Below are 16,279 nucleotides of genomic sequence, written 5' to 3'. Positions count from 1 at the left end.
CCCGCATCCCCAGCCCTCGGCCCTCAACCCCCAGCCCTGAAAGTAATGGACACCGCGCTGACGCTCACCACCGACATGAAGCTCGTCCTCGGGCTGGTGGGCTTCACGATGGTGATGTTCCTGTTCGAGCGGATCCGCGCCGACGTCGTCGCGCTGTGCGTGCTGGTGATGCTCGGACTGTCCGGACTGGTCGCCCCCGACGAGCTGTTCAATGGATTCTCCGGCCAGGCGGTGATCAGCGTGATCGCGACGATGGTCCTCGGCGCCGGACTCGACCGTACCGGCGCGCTGAACCGCCTCGCCGCCTGGCTGCTGCGTCGCGCGCATGGCATCGAACAGCGGCTGATGCTGTTGACCGGCGCGATCGCCGGCCTCAATTCCTCGTTCATGCAGAACCCGGCGGTGATGGCGCTGTACCTGCCGGTCGCTTCGCGGTTGTCCTCGCGCACCGGCCTGTCGCTGCCGAGGCTGCTGCTGCCGATCGCCGCGGCGATCATCATGGGCAGCGCGCTGACGATGGTCGGCAATTCTCCGCTGATCCTGCTCAACGACCTGCTGGTCGCGGCCAACAGCAACCTGCCGTCGGGCGCGGCCACGCTGGAACCGCTGAAGATGTTCGCGCCGCTGCCGATCGGCCTGACCCTGCTGGCGGCGGCGCTGGCCTACTTCCACTTCTTCGGCCACAAGCTCGAGCGCGAGGAGGTCGGCAAGGGCGTGACCCCCGCACGCACCCAGAGCTACTTCGCCAAGGCCTACGGCATCGAGGGCGACGTCTACGAGCTCACCGTGACCGCGGAAAGTCCGCTGGTCGGCATGTCGCTGGGCGAGGCCGAGACCCTGCACGGGGTGCCGTTGCTGCTGGCGCTGAAGAGCAACAGCGAGGAACGGCTGGCGCCGCCGGCCGACACCCGGATCTGGGTGGGCAGCGTGCTCGGCGCGATGGGTCCGAAGCAGCAGGTCGCCGATTTCGCGCAGAACAACTTCCTGCGCATGAGCTCGCGGCTGCGCAACTTCGGCGACCTGTTCAACCCGAGCCGCGCCGGCATCTCCGAGGCGGTGATTCCGCCGACCTCTGGCTTCATCGGCAAGACCGGCCGGGAACTCGAGCTGCGCAAGCAGCGGGGCATCAGCCTGCTGGCGATCAACCGCGAAAGGACGGTGTTGCGCGACGACGTGCGCAACCAGCCGCTGCGCTCGGGCGACATGCTGGTCCTGCACAGCATCTGGACCGACCTGGCCAAGGCCGCCGCGGGCAAGGACCTGGTCGTGGTCACCGACTACCCGAAGGGCGAGCAGCGCCCGCACAAGTTCAAGATCGCGATGGGCATCTTCGCCGTCGCGATGCTGCTGGCGCTGTCGTCGCGGCTGCCGGTCTCGCTGGCGCTTATGACCGGCGTGGCCGGCATGCTGATCGCCGGGGTGATCCACATCGACGAGGCCTACGCGGCGATCAACTGGAAGACCGTCTTCATGATGGCCTGCCTGATTCCGCTGGGCTGGGCGATGGACTCCAGCGGCGCGGCCGCCTGGGTCGCCGGGCACAGCATCGAGCAACTGCCCGAAGGCACCCCGACCTGGATCATGCAACTGCTGCTGGGCCTGCTCACCACGGCGTTCTCGCTGGTGATCAGCCATGTCGGGGCGACGATCGTGGTGGTGCCGCTTGCGATCAACATCGCGCTCGCGGCCGGCGGCAACCCGACCGCGTTCGCGCTGATCGTCGCGCTGTCGGCATCGAACAATTTCATGACCGCCTCCAACCCCGTGATCTCGATGATCACCGGGCCGGCCGGCTACAGCGCCAGGGAACTGTGGAAGATCGGCGCGCCGCTGTCGCTGGCCTATACCGCGATCGCGGTGCTGATGGTCAACCTGCTGTTCTGACGGGGCTGAGGGCGGGCAGCCTTCGCCACTCGCAGGAGCGGCGCAAGCCGCGACTGGAGCATCATGAAGGCCCGGTCACGGTCTACGCCGTTCCCACGCCATTGGCCCCGGCCCCTCGAGTCAGGGGGCGATTCGCGCTGCAGGCGCGAACTGAAGCCGCGAGCGCGAACGAGGGTGTGGGAGCGCAACGGCGGGGCCCAAGGTTTGTGCAGCAACCTTTGGGGATTCCCGTGCACAGCCCGGGAATCGCGGGTTGCGCCGCTCCTACGGCTGCTGCGGCGGCCATGGTCGTCCCGCGGCCGCGGTCTCGTGCCACCCCGCCTGCCGCAGGATCAGGTCCGCGGACGCAGCAGCTTGATCAGCGCCGCGGCTTCTTCGTCGGCGTAACCCGCGTCGGCGGCCCGGCGGAACAGATCCGCGATGAAGCGCGGGATCTCCTCTCCGATGCCGCTGTCGCGCGCGCCCTGGAGGATGCGGGCGGTCGCTTCGACCGAGATGCTCAACGGACTCTCTCCAACCCGGAAATCGCCCGACTGGATCACGTCGGCCTCGTACTTGAGGAAGTCCGCGAACGTCGGCCCGATACCCGCGACCAGGGCGCCGTAGCGGTCGACGCGGAAGCCCTCGGCCTCGGCGATGCGCGCGCCGTGCAGGAATCCGACCATCGAGCCGTAGATGTACGACAGCGTCGCCATGTCCATCGCCGCGGCGAGTCCGGCGTCGTCGCCCAGCCAGGTCCAGCCGCCACCGAATGCGCGCAGCAGCGATTCGTGCCGTTCCCACGCGTCCTGCGCACCCGACAACAGGATGGGCGTGTCCGGCCGCCCCATCTGGCCGGGCGCGGCCTGGATCGCGCCATCGAGATAGCGGCCACCGTGGGCACGCACCCAGGCCTCGGCGTCGCGGGCTTCGGCCGGGCTGCCGGTGGTGAGCTGGACCACCAGCTTTCCGTCCAGGGCCGCAGCCACCGAAGACGTGCGCAGAACGGCGTCGGTGGCCGCGTAATCGTGCACGCAGACGACGATCACCTCGCCGGCCCGCACCGCCTCCAGCGGCGTGGACGCCTGCAGGGCACCACGTTCGAGCAGGGCAGCGGCCTTGTCCGGAGTGCGGTTCCATACCGTGACCCGGTGGCCGGCTTCCAGCAGCAGTCGCGCAAGCGTGCTGCCCATCTGTCCCAATCCGATCACGCTGACGTGCTTCATTCGATGTACTCCAGAGAAATGAGGAGCCGCCATCGTCCCTGGCCGTCCAGGGGTGGTCGCGCCGGATCGGGCGCGGAATGAGCACATCCGGCCGACGGGACAGTGTGTCCACCGCGCTGGGCCAACGCGTTGCCGATAATGCCGCACGTCCCGCCCCGCCCGTCGCGGAGTCCCGCATGTCCTCGCCGTCTCCCCTGCGCATCCCTTTCGCCGTCGACATACGCGTCGAACGGCAGACGACGCCCCCGGGACCGGTGCGGCTCGATGCAGCCGCCGAGCATCGCATCAAGCTGCACACCGGCCGCGCGGTGACCGGCACCTGCGACCGCCAGCGTTTCCGCTACACCCATGGCGATGTCGACCTGCTGCCGGCGGGCAGCGCCGACGCCTGGGAGGAAGACCAGGGCAGCACCAGCGTGCTGCTGCATTTCGCTCCCGCGCTGTTGCGTCGCACCGCGGACGAGCTGGGCCTGGACGGCACGCGGGTCGGACTGCAGCCTCACCACCAGTTCCGGGATGCACGGATCGCGCACCTCGCCTGGGCGCTGGATGCCGACCATCGCGCCGGCCAGCCCAGCGGCCGTCTGTACACGGACAGCCTGTCCACTGCCCTGCTCGCGCATCTGGCAGCGCAGCATCACACCCTGCAATCTCCGGCGCAGGGATTGGCGCCGTCACGGCTGCAGCGTGTGACGGAGTACATCGACGCGCACCTGGATCAGGACCTTTCGCTGGCATGCCTGGCGCGGGTGGCGAATCTGAGCCCGTCCCATCTGAAGACGCAGTTCAAGCGCGCGACCGGTTCGCCGGTGCATGCGCATGTGATCCGTCGCCGGGTCGAACGTGCCCGCGAACTGCTGCTCCGGCGCGACCTGCCCGCCAGCCAGATCGCGCTGGAGGCCGGCTTCGCGCACCAGAGCCACATGATGCGCACGCTGCGGCGCGTGCTGGGCGATGCATCGGTTGCGCTGCTGCGCGGGAGCGGCCCGCGGCGACGCGGGTGACCCGGCAGCAGACGACGGCCGCGCCCTCGCCCTGCCTAGTCGCCGGCGGTCAGCCAGACCGCGCCATCCCGCACCTCGACCGCCACCTCGCGCAGATGCTCGCCGCGGCAGGGGCCGGCGACGCACTCGCCGCGCCCGAGTTCGAAGCTGGCGCCGTGGGCCGCACAGACCAGCAGACCGTCCTTGCTGCGCAGGAACCGGCCCGGCGACCAGTCCAGGCGGCGGCCGGCATGCGGACAGATGTTGAACCACGCGCGCACGCGGTCGCCGTCACGGAAGAGCAGCAGCGATTCGGCATCGCCATCGACGACGGCCTCGACCTCGGCCAGGCCGTCGTCGGGGAAATGGTCCAGCTTCAGCAGGGGATCGGCTTTCATGACGGCGGCGGAAGCGGTGTCCGGGACGGGCAGCGCTCTCACGCTCTTTTAACGAATCCATTACACGGTCATATGCGCGGGGCCCGATACTCGCGCCTCGGCAATGTTGCCGCATTGTGTCACGACTGTCCCTGCGACCGAGCCTATGTTCGCCCACGCCTTCCGTTTCGATCACGCCCGCTTCCAAGATCGCGTCCGTGCCGCCGTCTCGCCGCACAAGCCGCGGCAGCGCTGGCTGCGGTTCGCGTTCGGGCTGCTGGGGCTGGCGATCCTCGCGGTGCTGGTGATGTTCAGCGTGGTGGTAGGCGCGGCAATGATCGCCGCCGGCCTGCTGCTGCGCCTGTGGCAGCAACGCGGCCGGCCGACCGCCAGCCATCGCGTGCACGGCCGGGGCGGCCGGGTCGTCGACGGTGAGTTCCGGGTCGTCGACACGCCACGGCTGCATGACCGCCCCCCTCCGCCGGTACGCTGAAATACCGGCCACGCCGCACCCGCCTGCCGGCATCCGCCGGCCGCCAGCCACGAGACTCCGAACATGGGCGACGTCATCCCGGCGCCGGCAGCGCCTCGCATCCCGGTTCACAGCGACACGGACCCGGGCACGTTCCCGGTCCGCCGGATCTACTGCGTCGGCCGCAACTTCGCCGACCACGCCCGCGAGATGGGCGCCAGCGCACCGGCCGGAAAGGCCGATCGCGGCCGGCCGGTGTTCTTCCTCAAACCGGCCGACGCCGTCGTGGTCAACGGCCAGACGCCGTATCCGCCCGGCACCGGCGAGCTGCATCACGAGGTCGAGCTGGTGGTCGCCCTCGGCGCCGACGCGCCGCCGGGCGAACTGCCGGTGGAGCACGCCGGGCCCCTGATCTACGGCTATGCGCTCGGGCTGGACCTGACCCGGCGCGATCTGCAGGCCGCGGCCAAGGCCAAGGGACTGCCGTGGGACACCGGCAAGTCGTTCGACTTCGCCGCGCCGGTCGGCGCGCTGGTGCCCGCGAACGAACTCGGTGCCCTGTCCGGACGCACGATCGCGCTGGCGGTCAACGGGGAGATCCGCCAGCGCGGCTCGCTCGACGACCTGATCTGGAGTGTCCCGGAGATCCTGCACGAGCTGTCGAAGCTGTACGCGCTGCGCGCCGGCGACCTGGTGTTCATGGGTACCCCGGCCGGGGTCGGCCCGCTGCGGCCCGGCGACGCGTTCGAGGCGACGCTGGACGGCCTGCCGCCGTTGTCCGGAACGATCCTGCCGCCGATCGGCTGAGCGCAGGCTGCCGGCGCACGATCCGCTGTCTGTACGCGCAGGCTTTGCGGTAGCCTGTCGGCCACGTACAGACACGGAGCACGCCAGATGGGCATGGTCAGCGAGTTCAAGGAATTCATCGCGCGCGGCAACGTCATCGACCTCGCCGTCGGCGTGGTGATCGGCGCCGCGTTCGGAAAGATCGTCACCGCGCTGGTAGACGGCATCGTGATGCCGGCACTCGGCATGCTGACCGGCGGCGTCGACATCAGCGACCTGAAGGTGGTGCTCAGTCCAGCCGGCGTCGATGCGGCAGGGGCCGAAATCGCCGAGGTCGCGATCCGTTACGGCGCCTTCATCCAGACCGTCGTCGACTTCGTGCTGATCGCCTTCGTGATCTTCCTCTTCATCAAGGGCTACAACCGGCTGAAGAAGTCGACCGAGGCCGAAGCCGAGGCCGCGCCGGCCGAGCCCTCCGAGGACATACTGCTGCTGCGCGAGATCCGCGATTCGTTGAAGCGCGGTTGATCGCGGCACACCAGGAACGGGCAGACATCGTCCGGTCGTGTCGAGCCACGAACCTCGCTCAAGGCAGCCGACGAAAACCCTCAAGTCACGCATGACTTGAGACACCCCGGCATGAAGCCGCGAGTTGTTAAGCTCGCGGCTTCGTTCGTTTCTGCCCCTTCTTCCGTTTCTGGAGCCCCGAATGCGAGTATCCCAGCTGGCCCAGGCCACCGCCCTGGCCGTCGTCCTGCTCTTCGCGAATACCGCCACGATCGGCCATGCCAACGCGGCGGAGGCTGAAAGCATGATTCCGCAGGAGGCGCTGGATTCGGTCGCTGCACTACGCGAACAGGCGCTGGCCAGCGATCTGGGCTACCGGATCACCGAGTCGCTGACCACCGAGGTCGGGCCACGCCTGGCCGGCAGCGAGGCCGATGCGCGTGCGGTCGCCTGGGCGATCGCCCGGTTCAAGGCGCTGGGCTACGACAAGGTCTGGACCGAACCGGTGACCTTCCCGAAGTGGGAGCGTCGCAGCGAGCGCGCGCGCGTCGTCGGCGCCAACGCACAGCCGCTGGCCGTCACCGCGCTGGGCGGCAGCCCGGCCGGCACGGTCGAAGCCGAGGTGGTGCGTTTCGCCGATCTGGCCGCGCTTGAGGCCGCTCCGGCAGGTTCGCTGGCCGGCAGGATCGCCTTCATCGACTACAGGATGGAGCGCGCCCGCGACGGCAGCGGCTACGGCCCCGGCAGTCGCGTGCGCAGCCGCGGCCCGTCGGCCGCGATCCACGCCGGCGCCGCCGCCTTCGTGATGCGCTCGGCCGGTACCGACTCGCATCGCAACCCGCACACCGGCATCACCCGCTTCGACGAAGGCCTGACCCCGATCCCCTCGGCCGCGCTGTCGGTGCCCGACGCCGACCAGCTGTCGCGCCTGCTGGCGCTCGGTCCGGTGCGCATGCAGCTGGCGCTCGACTGCGGCTGGGACGGCGAGTACACCTCGCAGAACGTGATCGGCCAGATCGACGGCAGCGAACGTCCCGACGAGGTCGTGCTGATCGGCGGCCACCTCGACTCCTGGGATCTCGGCACCGGTGCGGTCGACGATGCCGCCGGCGTCGGCATCACCATGGCCGCCGGTGCGCTGATCGGCAAACTGCCGCAGCGCCCGGCGCGCAGCATCCGCGTGGTCGCGTTCGCCAACGAGGAACAGGGATTGCACGGCGGCAAGGCCTACGCCGAGGCGCACGCGGTCGACGTCGGCAAGCACGTGATCGCGGCCGAGAGCGACTTCGGCGCCGGGCGCATCTACGGCTATTCCAGCTCCGCCCCGGAGTACGCGGCCGAAGCCGACCGCCGCATCGCCGAGGCGCTGGCGCCGCTCGGCATCGAGCACCTGCCCGGCAAGGGCGGCCCCGGCCCCGACATCGGCCCGATCGCCGCCAAGGGTGCGGCCTGGGGATGGCTGGCGCAGGACGGCACCGACTATTTCGACCTGCACCACACCCCGGACGACACCTTCGACAAGATCGACCCGCAGGCACTGGCGCAGAACGTCGCCGCCTACGCGGTATTCGCCTATCTCGCCGCCTCGGTCGAGAACGACCGGGCGTCGGGCTTCGGCAGCGCTCCCACGTCCGAGGACGGCACGGCGATCGGCAAGTAGACGGGCAGGACCTGCAGATCGCCCCCGGCATCACCCGCTTTGAAGAGGAGGCTCCGCATGATCGTCCCCCACCGCTTCCGCAATCGCGTCGGTATGGCGGCGCTGCTGCTGACGCTCGTCACCGGGATGGCTTCGCTGCCCGCATTCGCGGGCGGGGGCGACATCGCCCGTGCCGCGCCGGTCCAGCAGCTGCGCATCTACCGGGTCCATCCGGGCAATGAGCAGGCCTTCCACGACCGCTTCCGCGACCATGCGCTGCGGATCATGGCGCGGCATGGTTTCGACGTCGTCGCGACCTGGGAAACGGAGGCCGAGGATCATGTCGAGTTCGCGTATCTGCTCGAATGGCCCGATGCCGAGACGATGCAGGCGCGCTGGGACGCCTTCATGGCCGACGAGGAATGGGCCGCGATCAAGCGCGAGACCGGCCAGGTCCATGGCCGTTTCGTCGACGGGATCGAGGACCGGACGCTGCGGCCGACGCCGTACTCGCCGCGCAGCCGGTTCCTTCCCGCCGACTGAGCCGGCGCCGCGATCGTCGCTCCGGCACGCCTGCGGCAGCGTAGACTGCGACACGAAAGTCCACCCACACAGCAAGGAGCGCAGCCATGGCTTTCCCGACCTCGGTCAACGACCAGATCACCGACGCCGTCACCCAATCCAACGTCAAGATCGTAGGGGAGGCGCCGGCGATGGCGATGGGCTCTATCTACCAGAGCCTGGCCCACTCGACCGGCATCCTGTTCGAGAACGCCGTCGCCGCCCAGCAGCAGCAGAACACGCTGATGCAGGCCGCGACGGCCCAGGGCGTGATGCAGATCTACTCGGTGGACACGTTGTCCGCCGATGGCGCCGGGCAGTTGCAGGACCAGCTGCGCCAGAGCGCGGCCGAGCTCGAGGCCGCGGGCATGGGCGGCGTCAACCCGCAGATCGCCGACGCGGTGAAATCGAACCTGCGCAACGTGCTGGACAACGCCGGCGACTTCTCCTTCGCGGTACGCAGCGTCGCCGAGGCGATGCAGACCACATTGGACGACATCAGCGCCGCCAGCCACCACGACGGCCTGCGTACGCTGCAACTGGCCGCGACCGCGAGCTGCCTGCGCGCGATGCTCGCCGACCCCTCCCAGGCCAATGCCTATGCCGGCGTGCTGGACACCATCCGCCGCCTGGGCTGAGCCTGCAGCGCGCGCCAACGCGATCCGGCTGCGCTCTCGAAAACACGGATGCACCGCGGCCAGGCCGGTGCCAAGGCCGCCGATCGACGGTGGTATGCCGCTGTTGCCGCGTCCGCGGGCGGTGCGCTAGCGCCGCGCCAGTACGACCCACTGCCCCTGCGGCGGCCCTGCGCCCGGATCCTGGATCCGGCACAACCCGGCCGTCGCGAACCCGTCGGCGCGCAGATCGTCCAGCAACTGCCATCCGAAATGATGGAAGCAGGCGACACCGCCGCTCAGCGGATCGCCGTGATACTCGGGCTCGCCAAAGAACCGGACCCGTCCGGCTCCGCGATCCGCACGTTCGTGGCCTGCGCATGATGGAAGGGCACGGTCAGCACCAGCACGCCGCCCGGCGCGAGCACCCGGGCGAACTCGCGCAGGGCCGCCCGGTAGTCCGGCACGTGCTCGAGCACGTCCAGGCTGAGCATGCCGTCGATGCTCCCGTCGCGCATCGACAACGCGGTCACGTCATCGTGGCGGGCGAAGCCGGCGACGCCGTGACGCCACAGCCAGGCCGTCAACCGCAGCCGCAACCGCCACGACCCCAGATACTCGCTCCCGCGCAGGCGGCCGATGCGACGACGCAGCGCCAGGAACAGGCGGCTGGCCTGTTCGGTCACCGCCACCGTCGCCCGCGAGGGTGCGGCGAGGTTGTCGAGCAACACGCGCGCAGCCGCCCGCTGGCGCGCATTGCAGCCACAGCGGCGACACGCCAGTCCCTCGCGCATGTCCTGCGCCGCTCCCGGCTCGAAACCGACGGAAGCGCCGCACAGATCGCAGCGTCCGGGCACGAACGCCGCCGCAGCCGCCGCGGCGACGGCGGCGGCCTCGTCCGCGAGCACGCGCGTCAGGTCGGCCCGCCAACCCTCCAGCGTCGTCCACGGACCGGCCGTCACGCTCACCTGCCCCGCGGTCAATGCCGCGCCCGCCAGGCCGCCAGCAGCACCGCGGCCGCGGCCGCGACGTTGAGGCTTTCCACCGCACCGGTACCCGGAATCGACAGCCGCAGCTCGCAGGCTTCGGCGAACGCGCGGTCCATGCCCTCGCCCTCGGCGCCAAGCACGTAGACGAGCCGTTCCGGCAATGCCGCGGCGAACAGGTCGTCGCCGCCGTCCACCACGGTCGCGGCGAGGCTGAAACCTGCGGCGCGCAACTGCGCCAGTGCGTTCTCCGGACGTCCCAACCGCACCATCGGCACCGCCTCGGCACCGCCTTCGGCGACCCGCGCCGCGGCGCCGGACAACGCCAGTTCCGAATGCTTTGGCAGCAGGATCGCGGCGACACCGAAATGCGCCGCCGAACGCAGGATCGCACCGAGGTTGTGCGGATTGCCGACGCCGTCCAGCCACAGCGCCAGCTGCGGCCCCGCGGGCAATGTCTCCAGCCACGCCGACAGCGACAGCGGCGCCTCGCGCAGCAGATCGGCGACCACGCCCTCATGATGCTGGCTGGCGGCGAGGCGCTGCAGATCCCCCTCGCCGACCACGCGATAGCCGACGCGGTGCGCGACGCACCACTTCAGCAGCGGCTGCAGCTCCGGGATCCGCGACTCGGCCAGGTACAGCTTGCGCAACGCCTGCGGCCGGCGGTCGAACGCCGCGCGTACCGCGTTCAGGCCATACAGGCGCAGCTCGCGGGCAGGGTCGGCCTGTCCGCTGCGGGCGGACGCGCGTGGCTGCTCATCACGGCGCGAACCGGCGCGTTCCGGCGCATCGCGACCCGCGCCGCGCCGGCCTTGAGCCCAGGGTGACTTGCGTTCGGTCATCTGTGGCGACCTGCGCGAGCGTACGGATCACTGCCCGTCGATGCGACGCTGCCAGAAGCCGGCGTTGCGGATGCCGAGCGCATCGGGGTCGAACACCGGATCGAGCCCCGCCCTCTTCTGCCGTTCGTAGTCGCGCAGCGCCAGGAATGCCGGTTTCTGCAGGATCAGGATCGCGATGATGTTGAGCCAGGCCATCAGGCCGACGCCGATGTCGCCCAGTCCCCAGGCCAGCGCCGCGCTTTTGATCGCGCCGTAGGCGACCGCCGCCATGATGCCGACGCGCAGCAGCAGCGTCAGCCACGGCCGGTGCGCCTTGCGGTTGATGTAGGCGATGTTGGTCTCGGCCATGTAGTAGTAGGCGACGATGGTGGTGAACGCGAAGAACAGCAGCGCCAGTGCCACGAACGGCGCACCGAAGCCCTGCAGCGCGGTTTCGACCGCGGCCTGCGCGTAACCCGGGCCGGCCTCGACGCCGGGCAGTTCGTTGACCAGCATCGTGCCGTCCGGCCCCTGCACGTTGTACATGCCGGTGGACAGGATCAGGAACGCGGTGGCCGAGCACACCAGCAGGGTGTCGACATACACCGAGAACGCCTGCACATAGCCCTGCTTGGCCGGATGCGAGACCTCGGCAGCGGCGGCGGCATGCGGCCCGGTGCCCTGTCCGGCTTCGTTCGAATAGATGCCGCGCTTGACGCCCCACTCCACCGCCAGGCCCAGGACCGCGCCGAACGCGGCCTCCCTGCCGAACGCGCTGTTGAAGATCAGCGCGACCATGTCCGGCACCATCTGCGCGTTCATCGACACGATCACGACCGCGATGATCATGTAGGCCACGGCCATGAACGGCACCACGACCTGTGCGAAGTGGGCGATGCGCTTGACGCCGCCGAAGATGATGAAGCCCAGCGCCGCCACGACCACCAGCGCGGTCGCCCAGGTCGGTACGTTCCAGGCGGTGTTCATGCTCTGCGCGATGCTGTTGGCCTGCACGCCCGGCAGCAACAGGCCGGTCGCGATCACCGTGACCAGGGCGAACAGCCATGCGTACCACTTCTGGCCCATCGCCTTCTCGATGAAATACGCCGGGCCGCCGCGATACTGGCCGTTGTCGTCCTTCTCCTTGTAGATCTGCGCCAGGGTCGATTCGACATAGGCCGTCGACGCGCCGAGGAACGCCACCACCCACATCCAGAACACCGCGCCCGGACCGCCGAAGGTGATCGCGGTGGCGACGCCGGCGATGTTACCGGTGCCGACGCGGCCGGACAGCGACATCGCCAGCGCCTGGAACGACGACACGCCGGCGCTGGACGACTGGCCCCGGAACAGCAGGCGCAGCATCTCGCCGAAGCCGCGCACCTGCATGAAGCGCGACCTGATCGAGAAGTACAGGCCGGCGCCCAGGCACAGGTAGATCAGCGCCTTGCTCCAGATGATGTCGTTGAGTGCAGTGACCAAAGCTTCCACGTATCTCTCTCCCCGGGGACGAGGCCGCATCGCGGCGAAGCAGGGGCGGCGCCATCCCGCGCTCCGCCCCGCGAATCAGGCGCCCACGATACCCGGAATCGACGCCCGGGTCGTCCCGCCGCCACGGCCCGGGTATGGATCGGGGTCACCGCATGCAATCCAGGCCGTCCCGGGTGCGCGCGAACATCCGCAGGTCGTGCAGGCGCCCACGCTTGATCACCGCGCAACGCAGCGTGCCCTCCTCGACGAAGCGGTTCTTCAGCAGCACCGCCGCCGAGGCGGGATTGTCGTCCTGCACGGTCGCGAACAGGCGGTGCAGCGACAGCCTCTGCATCACCCATGGCGCGTATGCCGCGACCACCCGGCTCATCAAACCGCGGCCCCAGTACGCGCGCCCGAGCCAGTAGCCGAGCTCGGCGGCGCAGGCGCGCTCGTCGACGCCGGGCCGTACACCGATACCGCCGCAGGCCTCGCCGTCGACTTCGATCGCGAATACCGGCTGGGACAGATCGACTACCTCGCCGGACAGGAACCGCAGGCCGTCCGCGCGCGTGTACGGGTACGGGAAACGGTCGCTGACCGCACGCGAGACCTGCTCGTCGTCCGCATGCCGCACCAGCGACTCGAGATCGTCCATCCGCCACGCGCGCAGCGCGAAGCCTTCGCCGGGCAATGTCGTCGCGAAGCGATCCGCTCCGGCCTGCTGCTCCCGCTGCCGCGCCACCACCATGCCGCTCCGTTCTTCGTCCCACCCGGTCATGGATGTTGCGTGAGCGGCACGGGAGCCTGCAAGTCGGGGCCGTGGGCGGCTCAGGCGATGCCGCCGACCTCGGGCGTCTTCGACTCCAGCGTTTCGAGTTCGTGCTTCACCGCGTCCGGCGAACGCGTGTAGCGCGCCAGCAGCACGTAGAACACCGGCACCACGAACAGCGACAGCAGGGTCGAGAAGGAAACGCCGAAGATCACCACCACGCCGATCGTGGCACGGCTGGCCGAGCCCGGCCCGCCGGCGATCACCAGCGGAAGCGCGCCGGCAACGGTCGCGATCGAAGTCATCAGGATCGGCCTCAGGCGCACCGCCGAGGCCTCGACGATCGCCTCGTGGATGCCGCGGCCGGCATCGCGCAGCTGGTTGGCGAACTCGACGATCAGGATGCCGTTCTTCGCCGCAAGGCCGACCAGCATCACGATGCCGATCTGGCTGAACAGATTCAGCGTGCCGCCAGTCACCAGCAGCCCGAGCAGCGCACCGAGCACGCCCAGCGGCACCGTCAGCATGATCGTGAACGGATGGACGAAGCTCTCGAACTGCGCCGCCAGCACCAGATAGACGATCAGCAGGGCCAATGCGAACGTCAGCAACACCGCGCCGCCGGCCTTCTGGTGTTCGCGCGATTCGCCCTTCCAGTCGATCTGCGCGTGCTCGGGCAGCTCCTCGCGGACGATCTGGTTCATCCATTCGATCGCGTCGCCGAGGCGGTAGCCGTCCGCCAGGCCGGCGCTGATGGTGATCGCGCGCAGCCGGTTGAAGCGGTTCAGGCTGCCGGCCTCGGCCAGTTCGGTCAGTGTGACCAGGTTCGACAACGGCACCAGCTCGCCGCCGCGCGCGCGGACCTGGATCTTCTCCAGATCCGCCGGAGTCGCCCGCGCGGGCTTGTCGGCCTGCACGATCACGTCGTACTCCTCGCCATCCTGCACGAAGGTGGTGACGCGGCGGCTGCCCATCATCGTCTCCAGCGAGCGCCCGATCGCCGACACACTGACGCCGAGATCGGCGGCGCGCTGGCGGTTGATCTGCACGCGCATCTGCGGACGGGTTTCCTTGTAGTCGGAGTCGGCACCGTACAGGCCGGGATTGTCGTCCATCCGCCTGATGATGCGATCGCGCCACTCGGCCAGCTCCTCATAGTCAGGACCGCCGATCACGACCTGCAACGGCTGGCCTCCGCTGCGCACCAGGCCGGTGCGCACGCGCGGAACCGCGCGCACGCCGGTCAGCTGGCCCAGTTCGCTGCGCAGCTGGTCGACCACCTCGGCCGTGCTCGCCTCGCGCTTGTCCCAGTCGGACAGGAACACGATCACGTTGCCGGTGTGCATTTCCTCGCTCGCGCCCCAGCCTCCGGGTACGCGGGTGTTGGCACGCTGGACCGGCCGGCTGCCGTTGCCGTTGCCGGCAATCTGTTCGGCCATCACCGCCTCGACCTGCTTGATCTGCTCGACGGTGTAGTCGAAGCCCGCGCCCTCCGGCCCTTCGACCGAGATGAAGAACGCACCGCGATCCTCCGGAGGCGCCAGCTCGGTCGGCATCCAGCGGAACAGGCCGCCGATCGCGACGACCGCGACCACCATCAACGCGCCGAACAGCCACGGACGCTCGACGCTGCGGTCGAGGAAGCGCCGGTAACGGGCGCCGACGGCGTCGAGCCGGCGGGTGATCCAGCGGTGCACGGGGTTGGATTTCTCCTCGCTGTGCGGGCGGATCAGCTTGGACGCCATCATCGGGCTGAGGGTCAGCGCGACGAACGCCGAGATCGCAACCGCGCTGGCCAGCGCCACCGACAGTTCGCGGAACAGCCGGCCGGTATTGCCTTCCATGAAACCGACCGGCAGGAATACCGCGACCAGCACCGCAGTGGTCGCGATCACCGCGAACGCGACCTGGCGGGTGCCGCGCTTGGCCGCGACCAGTCGCGGCTCGCCCAGGTCGGTACGGCGCTGGATGTTCTCCAGCACCACGATCGCGTCGTCGACGACCAGGCCGATGCACAGCACCAGCGCCAGCAGGGTCAGCAGGTTGATCGAGAAGCCGAACAGGTACAGTGGGATGAAGGCGGCGATCAGGCATACCGGTACCGTGACCGCCGGAATCAGCGCGGCGCGGAAGCTGCCCAGGAACAGCCATATCACCAGCAGCACCAGCACGATCGCCTCGGCGAGCGTGTGGTAGACGCGCTCGATCGCGGCCTCGATGAACAGCGTGCTGTCGAAGGCGACGAAGATGCGGGTGCCTTCCGGCAGTGTCGGCTGGATGCGCTCGGCCTCGGCCCGGGCGGCGCGCGCGACTTCCAGCGCGTTCGCGGTCGAGGTCTTGTTGATGCCCAGCCCAATGTTCGGTTCGCCGTTGCTGCGGTAGTACGCGCGCCGCTCGGCCGATGCCAGTTCGACCCGGGCGACGTCGCCCAGCCGCACCACGTAACCGTCCTCGCCCTTGCGCAGCGGGATGCGCGCGAAGTCCTCCGGCTCCTGGTAGCTGCGCGCCAGCCGCAGGGTGAAGTCGCGATTGTCCGATTCGATGCGGCCGGCCGGCAGCTCGACGTTCTCGGCGCGCAGCGCGTCCTCGACGTCGTTGGCGGTAATCCCGCGCGCGGCCAGCGCATCGCTGTCGAGCCAGATCCGCATCGCGTAGCGCTGCTGTCCACCGATCCGCACCGTCGACACGCCGTCGAGGCTGGACAGCCGGTCGACCACGTAGCGCTCGGCGTAGTCGCTCAGCTGCAGCGGATCCATCGTGGTGCTGCTCATGTTGAGCCAGATCACCGTGTCCGAGTCGCTGTCGGCCTTCTCGACCTCGGGCGGATCGGCCTCCTCGGGCATCCGGTCTGCGACGCCGCTGATCGCATCGCGCACATCGTTCGCAGCGGCCTCGATGTCGCGTTCCAGGGTGAACTCGATGGTGACCTGCGAGCGTCCGTTCACGCTGCGCGAGGAGATCGTCTCCACGCCCTCGATCCCCGACAGCGCGTCTTCCAGCACCTGGGTCACGCGGGTCTCGACGACCGCCGCGGACGCGCCCGGATAGTTGACGTCGACCGACACCACCGGCGGATCGATCGCCGGCAGCTCGCGCAGGGTCAGGCGCGAGAACGCCATGATCCCGAGCACGATCAGCATCAGGCTCATCACCGTCGCGAACACCGGCCGACGAATCGACAGCTCGGAGAAGTTCATCG

The 16,279-nt window shown here is 69.5% G+C and carries 14 protein-coding genes and 1 pseudogene; 8 read left to right on the top strand and 7 right to left on the bottom strand.

Going from position 1 to position 16,279, the window contains the following annotated elements; translation table 11 throughout:
- Nucleotides 1-45: 45 nt before the first annotated feature.
- Nucleotides 46-1,884, top strand: a complete 1,839-nt coding sequence (locus L3V18_RS16570; protein WP_237056386.1) for an SLC13 family permease — start codon at nt 46-48, stop codon at nt 1,882-1,884.
- Between the two features lie 332 nt (nt 1,885-2,216).
- On the opposite strand, the gene L3V18_RS16565 is transcribed toward L3V18_RS16570, so the two are convergent.
- Complete coding sequence (locus tag L3V18_RS16565; protein ID WP_237056384.1) at nt 2,217-3,089, bottom strand: NAD(P)-dependent oxidoreductase; 873 nt, start codon at nt 3,087-3,089, stop codon at nt 2,217-2,219.
- Nucleotides 3,090-3,265: 176 nt separating this feature from the next.
- On the opposite strand from L3V18_RS16565, the gene L3V18_RS16560 reads away from it, so the two are divergent.
- Nucleotides 3,266-4,093, top strand: coding sequence for an AraC family transcriptional regulator (locus L3V18_RS16560; RefSeq protein ID WP_237056382.1), 828 nt, complete (start codon nt 3,266-3,268; stop codon nt 4,091-4,093).
- A 35-nt stretch (nt 4,094-4,128) separates the two neighbouring features.
- On the opposite strand, the gene L3V18_RS16555 is transcribed toward L3V18_RS16560, so the two are convergent.
- Nucleotides 4,129-4,470 (bottom strand): Rieske (2Fe-2S) protein, encoded by a 342-nt coding sequence (locus tag L3V18_RS16555; protein WP_237056380.1) that lies wholly within the window; start codon nt 4,468-4,470, stop codon nt 4,129-4,131.
- Nucleotides 4,471-4,615: 145 nt separating this feature from the next.
- Between L3V18_RS16555 and L3V18_RS16550 the strand changes: the two genes are divergently transcribed.
- The 6 genes and pseudogenes from L3V18_RS16550 to L3V18_RS16525 all read left to right on the top strand — a co-directional run.
- Nucleotides 4,616-4,942, top strand: a complete 327-nt coding sequence (locus tag L3V18_RS16550) for a hypothetical protein (protein ID WP_237056379.1) — start codon at nt 4,616-4,618, stop codon at nt 4,940-4,942.
- 63 nt (nt 4,943-5,005) lie between these two features.
- Entirely contained in the window at nt 5,006-5,728 is a 723-nt protein-coding gene (locus L3V18_RS16545) for a fumarylacetoacetate hydrolase family protein (RefSeq protein ID WP_237056378.1), read from the top strand.
- A gap of 87 nt (nt 5,729-5,815) precedes the next feature.
- A complete protein-coding gene (gene mscL / locus L3V18_RS16540; RefSeq protein WP_237056377.1) occupies nt 5,816-6,235 on the top strand; it encodes a large-conductance mechanosensitive channel protein MscL in 420 nt (139 codons plus the stop codon).
- 181 nt (nt 6,236-6,416) lie between these two features.
- Entirely contained in the window at nt 6,417-7,874 is a 1,458-nt protein-coding gene (locus L3V18_RS16535) for a M28 family peptidase (RefSeq protein ID WP_237056376.1), read from the top strand.
- A 57-nt stretch (nt 7,875-7,931) separates the two neighbouring features.
- Nucleotides 7,932-8,396, top strand: a complete 465-nt coding sequence (locus tag L3V18_RS16530) for an NIPSNAP family protein (protein ID WP_237056375.1) — start codon at nt 7,932-7,934, stop codon at nt 8,394-8,396.
- 86 nt (nt 8,397-8,482) lie between these two features.
- A pseudogene (locus L3V18_RS16525) lies at nt 8,483-8,710 on the top strand (RebB family R body protein); the annotation flags it as partial.
- Nucleotides 8,711-9,327: 617 nt separating this feature from the next.
- On the opposite strand, the gene L3V18_RS16520 reads toward L3V18_RS16525, so the two are convergent.
- The 5 genes from L3V18_RS16520 to L3V18_RS16500 form a co-directional block, all read right to left on the bottom strand.
- The gene (locus L3V18_RS16520; protein WP_237056374.1) at nt 9,328-9,996 is read right to left on the bottom strand and encodes a methyltransferase domain-containing protein; all 669 of its coding nucleotides are present in this window, start codon (nt 9,994-9,996) and stop codon (nt 9,328-9,330) included.
- An 11-nt stretch (nt 9,997-10,007) separates the two neighbouring features.
- A complete protein-coding gene (locus L3V18_RS16515) occupies nt 10,008-10,859 on the bottom strand; it encodes a TrmH family RNA methyltransferase (protein WP_343226352.1) in 852 nt (283 codons plus the stop codon).
- 27 nt (nt 10,860-10,886) lie between these two features.
- Entirely contained in the window at nt 10,887-12,329 is a 1,443-nt protein-coding gene (locus L3V18_RS16510; protein ID WP_237056372.1) for an alanine/glycine:cation symporter family protein, read from the bottom strand.
- Nucleotides 12,330-12,474: 145 nt separating this feature from the next.
- Complete coding sequence (locus L3V18_RS16505; protein WP_237056435.1) at nt 12,475-13,059, bottom strand: GNAT family N-acetyltransferase; 585 nt, start codon at nt 13,057-13,059, stop codon at nt 12,475-12,477.
- A gap of 80 nt (nt 13,060-13,139) precedes the next feature.
- Complete coding sequence (locus tag L3V18_RS16500) at nt 13,140-16,277, bottom strand: efflux RND transporter permease subunit (RefSeq protein ID WP_237056370.1); 3,138 nt, start codon at nt 16,275-16,277, stop codon at nt 13,140-13,142.
- Nucleotides 16,278-16,279 lie beyond the last annotated feature (2 nt).

The sequence above is a fragment of the Marilutibacter chinensis genome (assembly GCF_021725675.1).
GTDB lineage: Bacteria > Pseudomonadota > Gammaproteobacteria > Xanthomonadales > Xanthomonadaceae > Marilutibacter > Marilutibacter chinensis.
Note: the sequence above shows the minus strand (reverse complement) of the source record. Positions and strands in the feature narration are given on the sequence as shown.

What these genes read in the sequence shown, in the direction of transcription:
- L3V18_RS16570 (WP_237056386.1), top strand. Translation starts at nt 46, where the DNA reads ATGGACACCGCGCTGACGCTCACCACCGACATGAAGCTCGTCCTCGGG.
- L3V18_RS16565 (WP_237056384.1), bottom strand. Translation starts at nt 3,089, where the DNA reads ATGAAGCACGTCAGCGTGATCGGATTGGGACAGATGGGCAGCACGCTT.
- L3V18_RS16560 (WP_237056382.1), top strand. Translation starts at nt 3,266, where the DNA reads ATGTCCTCGCCGTCTCCCCTGCGCATCCCTTTCGCCGTCGACATACGC.
- L3V18_RS16555 (WP_237056380.1), bottom strand. Translation starts at nt 4,470, where the DNA reads ATGAAAGCCGATCCCCTGCTGAAGCTGGACCATTTCCCCGACGACGGC.
- L3V18_RS16550 (WP_237056379.1), top strand. Translation starts at nt 4,616, where the DNA reads ATGTTCGCCCACGCCTTCCGTTTCGATCACGCCCGCTTCCAAGATCGC.
- L3V18_RS16545 (WP_237056378.1), top strand. Translation starts at nt 5,006, where the DNA reads ATGGGCGACGTCATCCCGGCGCCGGCAGCGCCTCGCATCCCGGTTCAC.
- mscL (WP_237056377.1), top strand. Translation starts at nt 5,816, where the DNA reads ATGGGCATGGTCAGCGAGTTCAAGGAATTCATCGCGCGCGGCAACGTC.
- L3V18_RS16535 (WP_237056376.1), top strand. Translation starts at nt 6,417, where the DNA reads ATGCGAGTATCCCAGCTGGCCCAGGCCACCGCCCTGGCCGTCGTCCTG.
- L3V18_RS16530 (WP_237056375.1), top strand. Translation starts at nt 7,932, where the DNA reads ATGATCGTCCCCCACCGCTTCCGCAATCGCGTCGGTATGGCGGCGCTG.
- L3V18_RS16515 (WP_343226352.1), bottom strand. Translation starts at nt 10,859, where the DNA reads ATGACCGAACGCAAGTCACCCTGGGCTCAAGGCCGGCGCGGCGCGGGT.
- L3V18_RS16505 (WP_237056435.1), bottom strand. Translation starts at nt 13,059, where the DNA reads ATGGTGGTGGCGCGGCAGCGGGAGCAGCAGGCCGGAGCGGATCGCTTC.
- L3V18_RS16500 (WP_237056370.1), bottom strand. Translation starts at nt 16,277, where the DNA reads ATGAACTTCTCCGAGCTGTCGATTCGTCGGCCGGTGTTCGCGACGGTG.